Here is a 12,793-nt window from a genome sequence, read left to right on the forward strand (position 1 = left end):
GGAAAGCGATATGGCCTTTTTGCTGATCCTCTGGCTGCTGCTTCTGGCGCTTGGCATGAGTGTCGCGCTGACGCTTGGCGTGTCCTCGCTGGCTCAGCTTTGGCTGGATGGCACGCCGCTGGCGGTGATCGCGCAGCGGATGACCAAGTCGATTTCGGATTCCTTCCCGCTTTTGGCCGTGCCGTTTTTCATCTTTGCGGGCAATCTGATGAACACCGGCGGGATTACCGAGCGCATCTTCGGTTTTGCCCGCGTGCTGGTCGGGCATATGCGCGGCGGGCTGGGTCATGTGAATGTGCTGGCCTCGGTAGTGTTTTCGGGGATGTCCGGTTCGGCGCTGGCGGATGCGGGCGGGCTTGGCAATATGGAGATCCGCGCGATGCGCAGCGCGGGCTATGACGCGGGGTTTGCGGGCGCGGTCACGGTGGCCTCGTGCATCATCGGGCCAATGATCCCGCCCTCGATCCCGATGGTGCTGTATGGCGTGCTGGCGGATGTCTCGATCGGGCGGCTGTTTCTGGGCGGCGTGATCCCCGGTCTTCTGACGGCGGGAGCGCTGATGGCGCTGATCGCGATCTACGCAAAACGCCGCGACTATCCGCGCGATCCGGTCCCGACCTTCGGCGATGTCGGGCGCGCCTTTGCCCGTGCGGCCCTGCCGATGCTGACGCCCGCCATTATCATCGCGGGGATTGCGTTCGGCTTTTTCTCACCGACCGAGGCCGCGGTTGTCGCCTCGCTTTACGCGCTGGTGCTCTCGGTCGGGGTTTACCGCGAAATGAGCCTGCGCGATCTGGGGCGCGTCATTCTGGACACGATCCGCATGTCCGCGATGGTCTGCCTGATCGTCGCGACGGCAAGCGTGTTCGCGTGGATACTGGCCGCGCATCAGGCGCCGATGCGGCTGGCGGCGTGGCTGCTGACGCTGTCGGATGACCCGCTGGTGCTGCTGGTGGTGATCAATCTGGCGGTGCTGGTGGCCGGTTTCTTTATCGAGGGGCTGGCGATCATGATCCTGATCGTGCCGGTGCTGGCGCCGACGCTGATGTCGGCGGGGATTGATCCGGTGCATTTTGGCGTCGTGTTCATCTTCAACCTGATGATCGGGCTGATGACGCCGCCGATGGGGGTGGGGCTGTTTGTGGTGTCGGGGGTCTCGGGGATCAGTCTGGAGACGCTGATCCGCGCGACGATCCCGTTTCTGGTGCCTCTGGTTATTGTGCTGGCGGCTTTGATCCTGTTTCCGGCGCTGGTGACGTGGCTGCCGAACCTGCTGCTTGGCGCGCCCTAAGTTACCGCCGCGCGGGTCTGATATTGCGGATCGCGCCACAGCTCGCGCGCCATGACATCGGCCAATATTTCGACCGCGCGGTCAATGTCGTCGCGGGTCAGATAGAGCGGCGCAAAGCCGAAGCGCATGATGTCGGGGGCGCGGAAATCCCCGATCACACCGCGCGCGATCAAGGCTTGCATCGCCGCGTATCCATGGGCGAAGGCGAACGAAACCTGCGAGCCGCGCACCAGCGGGTCGCGCGGTGAGACAAGGGTCAGCGCGGGGCAATGCTTTTTCACCCCCGCGATGAACCGCTCGGAGAGCGTGATCGAGGCCGCTCGCAGCGCCTCCATATCCACCCCGTCCCAGACGCGCAGCGCTTGTTCCAGCGCGGCAAGCTGGATCACCGGAGGCGTGCCGACGCGGAACCGCTCGGTCGACATATGGGGGCGGTAGGTCAGGTCCATCGCGAAAGGCGCTTCGTGGCCCATCCATCCGGCCAGCGCGGGGTCGACGTGCTTTACAATGTCGGGGCGGGCATACAGGAACGCGGGCGCCCCCGGCCCGCCGTTGAGATATTTATAGGTGCAGCCCACCGCGAATTCCGCACCGCTTTGCCCGATATGCAGCGGCACCGCGCCCGCGCTATGTGCCAGATCCCAGATCATCACCGCGTCCGCCGCATGGGCGCGCCGCGTCACCTCGGCTATGTCATGCATCCGGCCCGTGCGGTAATCGACCTGCGTCAGAAGCACGGCGGCAACTTCGTCGGTGATGGCGTCGGTCACATCTTCAGGCGCGGGGGTGCGTAGTTCATAGCCCCGATCAAGCAACCCCATAAGTCCCTGCGCGATATACAAATCAGTCGGAAAATTGCCGCTATCCGACAGGATCACCCGCCGGTCGGGGCGCATCCGCAGAGCCGCCGCCAAAGCCTGAAACACCTTGATCGAGAGCGTATCCCCCGTTGCCACCGACCCTTCGGGCGCGCCGATCAGACCCGCAATCGCATCGCCAACACGGCGCGGAAGCGAAATCCAGCCCGCCGTATTCCACGCGCGGATCAGGTCTTTGCCCCATTCGTCCTGCATCACCTTTTGCGCGCGTTCGGCGCAGCCGCGCGGCAGCGGGCCAAGAGAGTTTCCGTTAAGGTAAACCACACCTTCGGGCAGGTCGAACAGCGCGCGGGTCGCGGTGAAATCACTCATTTCGGCTCCTGTCTGGCGCGCGTTAGTCGGCGCGTTCGATGGCGGTCAGCAAATACTCGGCGCGGGAGATGTGCTCTTGCGTGACTTGCAGCTTTTGCTGCAAATGCGCGCGCTTTTCATCGGTTTCGGCGCGCGCCAGCCTGTCGCGCAGCTCGGCCTCTTTCGCGTGGAGTTTCTCCAGCACTTTGCGCACATGATCGGGTTTGATCTCATGCGTCTGGCCGGTTTCGAGGCGCTCGAAATAGGCGGCAAGCTTCTCGGTCAGTTTTTTCAGCCCCATCGGGTGTTCCTATACAAAACGGCGGTTGCCAGCGACAAAGGGTTACGGCGGGGCGTCCCCCTTCAAGGTCTCATGCATTTCCTCAAGGTCAAGCGAAACAAGGTGTTCGACCGCCGCAATTGCCGGATCGCGTTCGATATAAAAGCTGCGGGCGGCCTCGATCAGATCGCGCATAGCGGCGAAAGCATAGCCCGAGTCATTCAGGAACGAGGTCGCGTCCGCCGCGCTCAGATGGCGCGCGCGGATCAGCGCATCAACCTTTTGCGTCGTGTGGCGGGCGCGATCCTCGACGGTGGCGCGCTCCTGATCCAGCCACAGCGCCGAGCGTTGCTCGGGCGGGGTTTGCCCCAGCAAGCGGATTTCGGCCACGATCCGCGCGATCTCGGCGCGCAGGTCGTCGTAGATCCCGGTCACGGCGCCACGCTCGGCGGTGGTGTGGTGCAAGATATTCTTGCGCAGGTGCTTGACCGATTTCACCGCCTGCACAATGTCGCTGGCCACGTCGCGAAGGGCGTGGATCCGTTCGATCCGCTCGGGGTGCTGGTCGTCGCTGCCGATATGCGTGGCGTAGTCAACGATAGCCGCGTAAAGGGTTTTGATCCGCTGCTCATAGGCGGCGTCCATGTCTATCTCGACCGCCTCGCGGCTGGCGCGGACAAGGGCGGGGATGTCCTCGCTGTCATAGACCTGCTGCTGGTTCAGGTTCAGCCCCTTAAGCAGAATTCCGGCGGCGTTTTCATATAGATGCACCAATTCCTTGCGCAGCGCGGCTTCCAGCGTCTCGGGGAAGGCGTCAACCGCGTCGCTCAGGAAATGCGGCTCGCTGATGTCAAGGCGCGGTCTGGGGAAGCGCCGCGTCAGGAACTCGATCAGCGGGGTCAGCGCGGGCAGCATCAGCGCAAGGCCAAGCAGGTTGAACACGCTATGAAACACCGCCAGTTTCAGCGCGTAATCCGCCGCCCCGATGCCAAGCGCCGCGCTGATCCAATCGACCAACTCGCGCAGGGGCACAATCAGGACAAGGGCTACAAACGCCGTCAGCGTGTTGAAAATGAAATGCGCCAGCGCCAGCCGTTTGCCCTGAAAATTCGCGCTGAGCGCACCGATAATGGCGGTGATCGTCGTGCCGATATTTGCGCCAATCGCCAGTGCCAGCGCGTTGTCATAGGTGATCTGCCCCGCCGCCAGCGCCGTGATAATCAGTGTCATCGTCGCGTGGCTGGACTGCATGATAACCGTCGCCACCGCGCCAATCAGCGAGAAAACGACCAGCCCCGCGACCCCCTCCATCGCAAAGCGGGCAAGGTCGATCTCGTCGTTGAAGCTGTCAAAGCCGACCTTCATGTAATGGATGCCAAGGAACAGAAAGCCCATCCCCGCCAGCGCATACCCGATCCCGCGCAGGGGTTTGGCCTTTTGAAACACCAGCACAATGGACAGCGCGATCATCGGCATCGCGAAGGCGGCGATATTCACCTTCAGCCCCAGCCCCGCCACCAGCCATGCGCCCGTTGTCGTGCCTATATTCGCGCCGAAAATCACCCCGACCCCGCCGATCAGCGAGATCAGCCCGGTGCTGAGGAAGGAGATCGTGATCACCGACACAAGCGAGCTGGATTGCAGCAGCGCGGTCGAGACCGTGCCGAACAGCACCGCGCGGGGTGTCGAGCGGGTCGAGGCTTGCAAAATCCGCTCCAGCAGGCCGCCGCTAAGCAGCCGGAACCCGTCTTCAAGCATCAGCATCCCGAACAGGAAAATCGCAACCCCCGCCGCGATGTCCTGCACGCTCGGGTTCAGCCAGAAGGCAAAGATCAGCGCCCCAAGCGCGACCGGCAGGAAAAAACGTCTCACTCGGATCTCCGTTTGCACCACCCCGCGCAGGATGGCGCAGATCGGCGCAAAGCGGTAGCCCCGTCGGTCAGGCCGACAGCCAGCCTTTCAGCCGCTCTGCATCGGGTAGCCCGCCTGCATGAACCAGCTTGCCGTCAATGCTGATGCCCGGCGTGGACATGACGCCCGCCATCGCAATAGCCCTCGCGTCCGAGACTTTCTCGACCTCGACCTCAAGGCCCAACTGGGCGGCGGCTTCTTTCACCATCTCGGCGGTGGTTTCACAGCGTTTGCAGCCGGGGCCGTAGACTTTGACAAGCTTCATAACGTTTCCCTTTTAGAACAAGATATTGAACAGAAATCCGACGGCCAGAATACCGCTGCCGACCACCCCGATAAACACCGCGATCAGCCGCAAGGTCAGGACTTGGCGCAGGATAATCATCTCGGGCAGCGAGAGCGCGATCACGCTCATCATAAAGGCCAGAACGGTGCCAAGCGCCGCGCCCTTGCCCAGTAGCGCCTCGACAATCGGAATGACGCCGGCGGCGTTGGTATACATGGGGATGCCCATCAAAACGGCAGCGGGCACCGACCACCACGCATCCGCGCCCATGATCCGCACCATCAGGTCTTCGGGCACATAGCCGTGGATCGCGGCACCAAGCGCGATACCAAGGATGATCCACTTCCAGACCTTGCCGAAAATCTCGCGCACGGCCTCGATCCCCAGCTTGTAGCGGTCGGTCATCGACAGCGCCTCGCCCTCGGGGATGTCTGGGGCATTGGCGCCCGAGTGGATCTCGCGCACCCAGTCTTGCAGCCAGCCTTCAAGGCGCAGCTTGCCGATGATGAACCCCGCGACGACCGCGATCCCAAGCCCGAAGGCCAGATAGGTCGCGGCCACCTGCCACCCGACAAGGCCGAACAGAAGGACCAGCGCCACCTCGTTCACCATCGGCGCGGCAATGAGAAACGAGAAGGTCACGCCCAACGGCACCCCCGCGGACACAAACCCGATAAACAGCGGCACGGCCGAACATGAACAAAATGGCGTCAGGATGCCAAGCCCTGCCGCCATGATGTTGCCCACGCCCTCGCGTTTGCCCGACAAAAGGGCGCGGGTTTTCTCGGCCGAGAAATAGCTGCGCACAACCCCCATCGCAAAGACGATGAGCGTCAGAAGCATCATCACCTTCGGCACGTCGTAAAAGAAAAAGGCAATCGCCTCGCCCGCGTGGCTGTGCGGCGCGACGGGGAAAAGCGAGGTGATCCATTCGGACAGCGGCACAAGCTGACGATACAGCGCCCACCACAGCGCCAGCGAGGCGAGCACGGTCGCGTGGCCGCGCCAGCCCGTCGGATGAGTGGCAGGGGAAAGGATCATACCGGCCTCCGAAAACTCCGTTCTGATTGGCATATAGCCGCATTTTCGGGCCTAAGCCTTGATGCAGGACAATCGGGGGTCAGGCGATGGCTTTCGCGTCGGCCTTTTCGCCTTCGCTCCAGTAGTTGCCCTCTTTGCGGATCATATGAGCGGCCTCGATCCCGGCCAAAGTCGCTTGCGCCGCAGCGAACGATTTGAAGCCCTGCATTGGTCTTCCGCGCAGGCTTACGAATTGACGGCGTCTGAACACCGCCATGATATGCCGCCCCTCAGGGCACCATCAACTTTCGAGCGGTTCTCCAGGAAGTGGGGCATGAGGCGGATCAAGATCGGGTCAGACTTGTCGTTCATGGGGCGAGGTTTGATCCGTTGTTATTGGCGCGCAACCCTGGGATAACCCTCTCAGATGATGGTATCGATCCGAGACGCGAGCGCGCGCCGAGTTTCCTCCGTGGCGCGCACATAGCGTTGGGTTGTCACGATGGACTTATGAAGCATCTGATCTTTAACTTGATGCAGCGGCACTCCAGCGTTGACCATCGTCGTCCCAAAGGTGTGCCGCAGGCTATAGATTTCGAACTTATCGACCCCAAACACTTCAAACTTGTGGGCGTGCTCGCGAAAGAGCAACTGACAAGCTTTCTCTGAGACGGCTAAATCCCAGTATCCAGCGCGAGCATCATGCGACCCAAACACGAATGGTGATGCCGTGGCGTTCGCCGCCTGCTTCATGATTTCTAAGGCTTTGGGTGACGCAAGGATCGTTGCGGCCTTTGAGGTCGATTTGTGAGCTGTCTTGTGCTCGCGGAAGAACATTTGACCGGATTGCAGATCGACGAAATTGCCGCGCCCGTCATCAATTTTCCGTAAAGAACGAAGCATGCTCGGCCTGAGACCTGTGAACAATAAAGCCAATAGAAACCGTGCATGATTGCGCCTGTTTGGAGGGAAGTTGTCTAGGTTGCCAAAGAACACCTTGAAGTCTTGAGTGCCTCGCGGGGTTAGGACAGTGTCGCGAAGCTTGTATGGAAACGGGCGCACGCCATCGATCCGCTTGCGAAGAATGTTTTGATGGATCCTGCCGTCCTGCACTTCTGTCTCAAGCACGCTAAACAGTGTCGCCCGAAACTTGTTGAACTCTTGCGGTCGGTCGGCAAGTTTCGCCTTGATGCGGCCAATATCGCTTGGCTTCAGCTCTGTGGTTCTCACAGTTTCGCCCAGATTTTCGCTGATGTGCTTCCATAAGCGCTTGAGCGACTGGAGGGTCCGCTTTTGCACGCTGAATTTTGTGTCTGTGTATGAGAACCAGGCCGAGCGAAGAAAATCAGGATTGTCAGGGTCCGCTGCGCTAACGTAATCCATTTGGAACGTTTGCATCTGGCGCTTGGACTCGGCTTCCTCATGCTCCCAGACGAGACGCTGGTCAATCCCGTTTTTTCCAGCTTTGATAAGGGCTTGCGCTTTTTCTTTGGCTGTTTCCAAGCTGATCGATGGGAAATTTCCGATCACATACAGAACTTGTGTGGGTCTTGGCTTCGGCTTGATCGCATTCCCGTGCGCATCCGTTGCAGGCGGGTAAATGTGAAATTTGATCTGGAATGATTTTGTGCCGCGAGGGGTGACCTTGATCCTCAACGGGAGGCCTTCGACTGGCACAAAATACGTTGCCTCTGCGGGGTCTAGATCCCGAACTTTGGCTTCTGTGAGTGTGCTTTTCCTTGCCAAGGTCGCAATCCCCTGAAACGTGAAGACTACCAAAAAGCTACCAAATATAGCAGGTATGACTCAACATCATTGAAATCATTGTCTTGTCTATGGACGCGTAAATATGATTGACAATCGCAACAAAATCAACAGATTATACAAAATCTGGTAGCTTTCTGCGGAGATCGCGCTATGCATGAATTTCAATTACGCGTCTATTACGAAGATACCGATCTTGCGGGGATCGTCTATTACGCGAATTACCTGAAATTCATCGAGCGTGGCCGCAGTGAGTGGGTGCGCTCGGTCGGGGTGGATCAGGCGGCGCTCAAGCGCGATCATGGCATTGTCTTTGCGGTGCGCCGGGTCGAGGCCGACTATCTGCGCTCGGCCAAGTTCGACGATCTGCTGACGGTGCGCACCGATCTGGTGGCGGAAACCGGCGCGCGGATCACACTGGATCAGTCGATCTGGCGCGGCGAGGAGCGGCTCTTTGAGGCTCAGGTCGTGCTGGTATGCATGACCGAAGAAGGCAGTGTTGCCCGCCTTCCGGCCGAAATCCGCCGAAAACTTGCGCCGCCTGTGCATTAAAGCGGCCAATCCTGCGCCGAGTTGACGCAGATGTTATGGCAATCCCTCTGAACCTTGTGTAGAATCGCTGCTAATCAGAGCCACACAAACGTGGCCATAACCGGCGAGCAGTGATCTATGGAACATCAAGCCCTTGCGATGGCGCAGGAGATGGACTTCTCCTTGTTTGCGCTTTTTGCGCGTGCCTCCTTTACCGTGAAACTTGTGGTGCTGTTGCTAATCGTGTCCAGTTTCTGGTCATGGGCGATCATCATCCGCAAATTCCTGACCTTCCGCGCCGCGCGCTCCGAGGCCGATGCCTTTGACCGCGCCTTCTGGTCCGGCGAGCCGCTGGAAGAGCTGTTCGACCAGATTGGCCCCGCGCCCGAGGGTGCCAGCCAGAAGATTTTCGCGGCAGGGATGCTGGAGTGGCGCCGTTCGCATCGCTCGGATGGTGAGCTGATCGCAGGCGCGCAGGCGCGGATCGAACGCTCGATGGATGTGGCGATTGCCAAGGCCGAAGAGACGCTGAACTCGGGGCTGAATTTTCTTGCGACCGTTGGGTCGACCGCGCCCTTCGTCGGGCTGTTCGGCACGGTCTGGGGGATCAAGGTCGCGTTCGAGGAAATCGCGATTTCGCAAAACACCTCGCTTGCCGTTGTGGCGCCCGGTATCTCCGAGGCACTGGTCGCAACCGCGCTTGGCCTTCTGGCGGCAATCCCGGCGGTGATCTTCTACAACAAGCTGTCGTCGGACGCGGATAAAATCTCGGGCGGCTATGCGGCCTTTGCCGACGAATTCACGACGATCCTTTCGCGCCAGCTGGACGCCTGAGCCATGGGCGCGGGTGTGATGAAAAAAGGCGGGGGCGGGGGACGCCGCCGCAGAGGGCGCGCAGGCCGTCATCAGGCTATGGCCGAGATCAACGTCACGCCGATGGTGGATGTGATGCTGGTGCTCTTGATCATCTTCATGGTCGCGGCGCCGATGATGACGGTGGGGGTGCCGCTGGAGCTGCCGAAGACGGCGGCCAAGGCCGTGCCGACCGAGCAGGAAGAGCCATTGACGATCTCGCTGCAACTGGATGGCACGGTGTCGATGATGAACACGCCGGTGCCGATGGAAGAGCTGATCGGGCGCTTGCAGGCAGTCGCGCAAGAGCGTGAAAGCGACAAGGTGTTTTTGCGCGCGGATGGCGGGATCGAATATTCCCGCGTGGTCGAGGTGATGGGTGCGCTCAATGCGGGCGGGTTCTCGAATATCACGCTGGTAACGGATGTGGGCGGGCCATCGCTTGGTGGCCAGGCGCCTGCAACGGGCCAGTAACGCAAGGCGAGGCGCGCGGCTATGCGCATGGATCGGGCAGACAGGGTTGGCTACGGCATATCGGCCGCGCTTCATCTGGGCGTGATTGCCTGGGTATTGCTGGGCGGTAGCTGGTTCAAACCCAAGCCTTCGGAGCCGATTGTCCTGTCGGAAGTTTCGGTGATCTCCGAGGCCGAGTTCGCCGCAATGGTGGCCGCGGCGCCTGCGCCGTCCGAGACCGAGGTGACGCCGCCCGAGGTTCCCACAGTCGAGCCTGCGCCTGTTGATGCGCCGACGCCAGAACCCGAGGTGGCGCCCGAGCCTCCGCCGGAACCGTTGCCGGAACCTGTGGCCGAACCCGAACCGCAGCCCGATATGACGGACCTGACCGAGCCTCCGCCCGAACCGGTGGACGTGACCGAGGTGCCGCCAGAGATGATGCCGCCGGTCGAGGTGCCGCAAGATACAATCGCGCCCGAGTTCAGCCCGCGCCCGAAACCCAAGCCCGCACCGCGCGTGGCCCCTACGCCGGCTGAGGCGCCGGAGCCTGATGCGAAGGTCTCTGATCTGGCGCAGGCGGAAACGCGCCCCGATAAGGATGCAGCCCCCGCCGAAGAGGTCGAGAAAAAGGACGAGGCCGCGCCGCCAGAGGCGACGACCGAGATCGTGACCGAGGCCACCAAGACCGAAGAGAAGGCGACGACTTCGGCGCCGAAGTCTTCGCCGCGTCCGCGCGCTAAACCGACACCGCCCAAGCCCGCGCCGAAAGCCGATACGCCCAAACCTGCCGCGCCCGCGGTGAAAAAGGATGCGGTCAACGATGCCTTGGCTGAGGCGATGAAGGAGGCGGGCGGCACGGGGACGGGTGGCACGGGCCGCGCGCCCTCTGGTCCGCCGGTGACCTCGGGCGAGAAAGAGGCGCTGATCGTCGATGTGAAGCGCTGCTGGAACGTCGGTGCGCTGTCGTCCGAGGCGCTGCGCACCTCGGTGACGGTGTCTGTCTCGATGGGGCCGGACGCGAAACCCGACATCGGGTCGATCCGCATGGTCGGCTATGAGGGCGGCTCCGAGGCGGCAGCCAAGCAGGCCTATGAGGCCGGGCGGCGTGCGATTGTGCGCTGCGGGTCCGATGGCTTCCCGCTTCCGCCCGAGAAATACGACCACTGGAAAGAGATCGAAATCGTCTTCAACCCTGAAAAAATGAGGATGAAGTGAGACGGTTTTGGCAATTTTCCGCGAATTTTCCCCTGTTTTCGCCGCAAAGGTTGCGCGATGGGGTTAACACGTTGAAAACTCCCCTGAAAGGGAAGGACATGATGATGCGATTTCTGATGGCTCTGGTGCTGGCCGTTGTGCTGGCCCCGATGGCGGCCTTGGCCCAGGGCGGCCCGCTTCGGATCGAAATTACCGACGGCGTGATCGAACCTTTGCCCTTCGCGCAGCCTGCCTTTGTGGCGGAAACGGGCGATGCGGGGCCGATGGCCAATCAGATCGCAGCCGTGATCGCGGCGGATCTGTCGGGCACGGGTCTCTTCCGCGAAATCCCGCGTGAGGCGCATATCCAAAGCTTCGGGGTGTTCGACGCGCCGGTGTCCTACGCGGATTGGCAGGCGATCAATGCGCAGGCGCTGATTATGGGCGCTGTGTCGATGCAGGGCGACAAGGTGGTCGTGAAATTCCGCCTGTTCGACATTTTCTCGGGGCAGCAAATGGGCGAAGGCCAGCAGCTTGCCGCCGGATCGGCAAGCTGGCGTCGTCTGGCGCATAAGGTGGCCGATGTCATCTATTCGCGGATCACCGGCGAAAGCGGCTATTTCGACAGCCGCGTCGTTTATGTCGCCGAGAACGGTCCGAAAAACGCGCGCCAGAAGCGTCTCGCCGTGATGGATTACGACGGTGCGAATGTTCAATACCTGACCGATAGCTCGACCATCGTGCTGGCGCCGCGGTTTTCGCCCTCGGGGGATCGCGTGCTTTATACGACGTTTGAGACCGGCTTCCCGCGTATCAAAATGCTGAATGTCGGCACGGTGACGTCTCAGCTTCTGCCCGAGATTCCCGGCACCATGACCTTTGCGCCGCGGTTCTCGCCCGATGGGCAATCGATCGTCTATTCGATGGAGCAGGGCGGTAACACCGACCTGTGGTCGATGGGTGTGAACGGCTCGGCGCCGTCGCGCCTGACCAACTCGCCCGCTATTGAAACAGCGCCAAGCTATTCCCCCGACGGCAGCCGGATCGTGTTTGAATCCGACCGCTCCGGCACGCAGCAGCTTTACATCATGCCCGCAGGTGGCGGCGAGCCGCAGCGGATTTCCTTTGGCGAGGGGCGCTATGGCACCCCGGTCTGGAGCCCGCGCGGCGATCTGGTGGCCTTTACCAAGCAACACGCGGGGCGCTTCCATATTGGCGTGATGCGCACAGATGGCTCCGAAGAGCGTCTGCTCACGGCATCGTTTCTTGATGAAGGCCCGACTTGGTCCCCCAATGGGCGGGTTATCATGTTTACGCGCGAAAGCCCCGGAGCGGCGGGCGGCGCGCAGCTTTACTCGGTCGATATTTCGGGCCGGAACCTGAAGAAGGTCGAAAATGGCACGGCCGCTTCCGATCCGGCGTGGTCGCCCCTTCTGCCCTGAGCGGGCGGATTCACAAGGGGCAAGGAACCTGTTAATCTGTGCTGCAATGGGCAGCTAAAATAAGGCGGTAAGAAAAATGAAAATCGCAACGAAGGCAGTGATCGTTCTGGCAGGGCTGGCGCTCGCGGCCTGTAGCAATCCCGACAAATACGCGAACGGCAGCGGCGTGAATGATCCGGGTGGCGTGTATGGCGATGGTGGCGTCTCGATGGGCGACATCAACGACCCGAACTCGCCCGCGTATTTCAGCGCGCGCGTAGGGGATAAGATCCTCTTCGCGGTGGATCAGTCGACGCTTGGTGCCGAGGCGCGCACGGTTCTGGCCGGTCAGGCGCAATGGCTGGGCAGCCATCCGGCCTATAACGCCATCATCGAAGGCCACGCCGACGAACAAGGCACGCGCGAATACAACCTCGCACTTGGGGCGCGCCGCGCGAATGCGGTGCAGGAATACCTTGTCTCGCAAGGGGTTGCCGGTTCGCGCCTGCGCACGGTGTCCTACGGCAAAGAGCGTCCGCTTGAGGTCTGCTCGACCGAGGATTGCTACTCCAAGAACCGCCGCGCTGTGACGGTGATTTCGCTCGGCGCGGGGAGCTGATG

14 protein-coding genes are annotated in these 12,793 nt (G+C 61.4%); 7 read left to right on the plus strand and 7 right to left on the minus strand.

Annotation, left to right across the window (positions count from 1 at the left end):
- The first annotated feature begins 10 nt into the window (after positions 1-10).
- Positions 11-1,291 carry a TRAP transporter large permease gene (locus tag RYZ20_RS12005; RefSeq protein WP_317673799.1) on the plus strand — a complete coding sequence of 427 codons (1,281 nt, stop codon included), beginning with the start codon at positions 11-13 and terminating at the stop codon, positions 1,289-1,291.
- On the opposite strand, the gene kynU is transcribed toward RYZ20_RS12005, so the two are convergent.
- The 7 genes from kynU to RYZ20_RS12040 form a co-directional block, all read right to left on the minus strand.
- Positions 1,288-2,481, minus strand: a complete 1,194-nt coding sequence (gene kynU / locus RYZ20_RS12010; protein WP_317673801.1) for a kynureninase — start codon at positions 2,479-2,481, stop codon at positions 1,288-1,290. The two genes, RYZ20_RS12005 and kynU, sit on opposite strands and share 4 nt — an antisense overlap.
- A 22-nt stretch (positions 2,482-2,503) precedes the next feature.
- Positions 2,504-2,761 carry a hypothetical protein gene (locus tag RYZ20_RS12015; protein ID WP_317673803.1) on the minus strand — a complete coding sequence of 86 codons (258 nt, stop codon included), beginning with the start codon at positions 2,759-2,761 and terminating at the stop codon, positions 2,504-2,506.
- 42 nt (positions 2,762-2,803) lie between these two features.
- A complete protein-coding gene (locus RYZ20_RS12020) occupies positions 2,804-4,612 on the minus strand; it encodes a Na/Pi cotransporter family protein (protein ID WP_317673805.1) in 1,809 nt (602 codons plus the stop codon).
- A gap of 67 nt (positions 4,613-4,679) precedes the next feature.
- Positions 4,680-4,916, minus strand: a complete 237-nt coding sequence (locus RYZ20_RS12025; protein ID WP_317673807.1) for a thioredoxin family protein — start codon at positions 4,914-4,916, stop codon at positions 4,680-4,682.
- Between the two features lie 12 nt (positions 4,917-4,928).
- On the minus strand, positions 4,929-5,978 hold the full coding sequence (locus RYZ20_RS12030) for a permease (protein ID WP_317673809.1): 1,050 nt from the start codon (positions 5,976-5,978) through the stop codon (positions 4,929-4,931).
- A 79-nt stretch (positions 5,979-6,057) separates the two neighbouring features.
- The gene (locus tag RYZ20_RS12035) at positions 6,058-6,186 is read right to left on the minus strand and encodes a hypothetical protein (RefSeq protein WP_317674156.1); all 129 of its coding nucleotides are present in this window, start codon (positions 6,184-6,186) and stop codon (positions 6,058-6,060) included.
- 194 nt (positions 6,187-6,380) lie between these two features.
- Entirely contained in the window at positions 6,381-7,736 is a 1,356-nt protein-coding gene (locus RYZ20_RS12040; protein ID WP_317673811.1) for a tyrosine-type recombinase/integrase, read from the minus strand.
- Between the two features lie 138 nt (positions 7,737-7,874).
- Here RYZ20_RS12040 and ybgC point away from each other — a divergent pair, with 138 nt between their 5' ends.
- The 6 genes from ybgC (at position 7,875) to pal (ending at position 12,791) form a co-directional block, all read left to right on the plus strand.
- Complete coding sequence (gene ybgC, locus RYZ20_RS12045; RefSeq protein WP_317673813.1) at positions 7,875-8,273, plus strand: tol-pal system-associated acyl-CoA thioesterase; 399 nt, start codon at positions 7,875-7,877, stop codon at positions 8,271-8,273.
- A 117-nt stretch (positions 8,274-8,390) separates the two neighbouring features.
- Positions 8,391-9,086: a protein TolQ gene (gene tolQ, locus RYZ20_RS12050; RefSeq protein WP_317673815.1), complete on the plus strand. Its 696-nt coding sequence runs from the start codon at positions 8,391-8,393 to the stop codon at positions 9,084-9,086.
- Between the two features lie 3 nt (positions 9,087-9,089).
- Positions 9,090-9,578: an ExbD/TolR family protein gene (locus RYZ20_RS12055; protein WP_317673817.1), complete on the plus strand. Its 489-nt coding sequence runs from the start codon at positions 9,090-9,092 to the stop codon at positions 9,576-9,578.
- 27 nt (positions 9,579-9,605) lie between these two features.
- The gene (locus tag RYZ20_RS12060; protein ID WP_317673819.1) at positions 9,606-10,772 is read left to right on the plus strand and encodes a hypothetical protein; all 1,167 of its coding nucleotides are present in this window, start codon (positions 9,606-9,608) and stop codon (positions 10,770-10,772) included.
- Between the two features lie 98 nt (positions 10,773-10,870).
- Positions 10,871-12,193: a Tol-Pal system beta propeller repeat protein TolB gene (gene tolB, locus RYZ20_RS12065; RefSeq protein WP_411572349.1), complete on the plus strand. Its 1,323-nt coding sequence runs from the start codon at positions 10,871-10,873 to the stop codon at positions 12,191-12,193.
- A gap of 76 nt (positions 12,194-12,269) precedes the next feature.
- The gene (pal, locus tag RYZ20_RS12070) at positions 12,270-12,791 is read left to right on the plus strand and encodes a peptidoglycan-associated lipoprotein Pal (RefSeq protein WP_317673821.1); all 522 of its coding nucleotides are present in this window, start codon (positions 12,270-12,272) and stop codon (positions 12,789-12,791) included.
- Positions 12,792-12,793 lie beyond the last annotated feature (2 nt).

Source organism: Pseudothioclava alba (genome assembly GCF_033100795.1).
GTDB lineage: Bacteria > Pseudomonadota > Alphaproteobacteria > Rhodobacterales > Rhodobacteraceae > Pseudothioclava.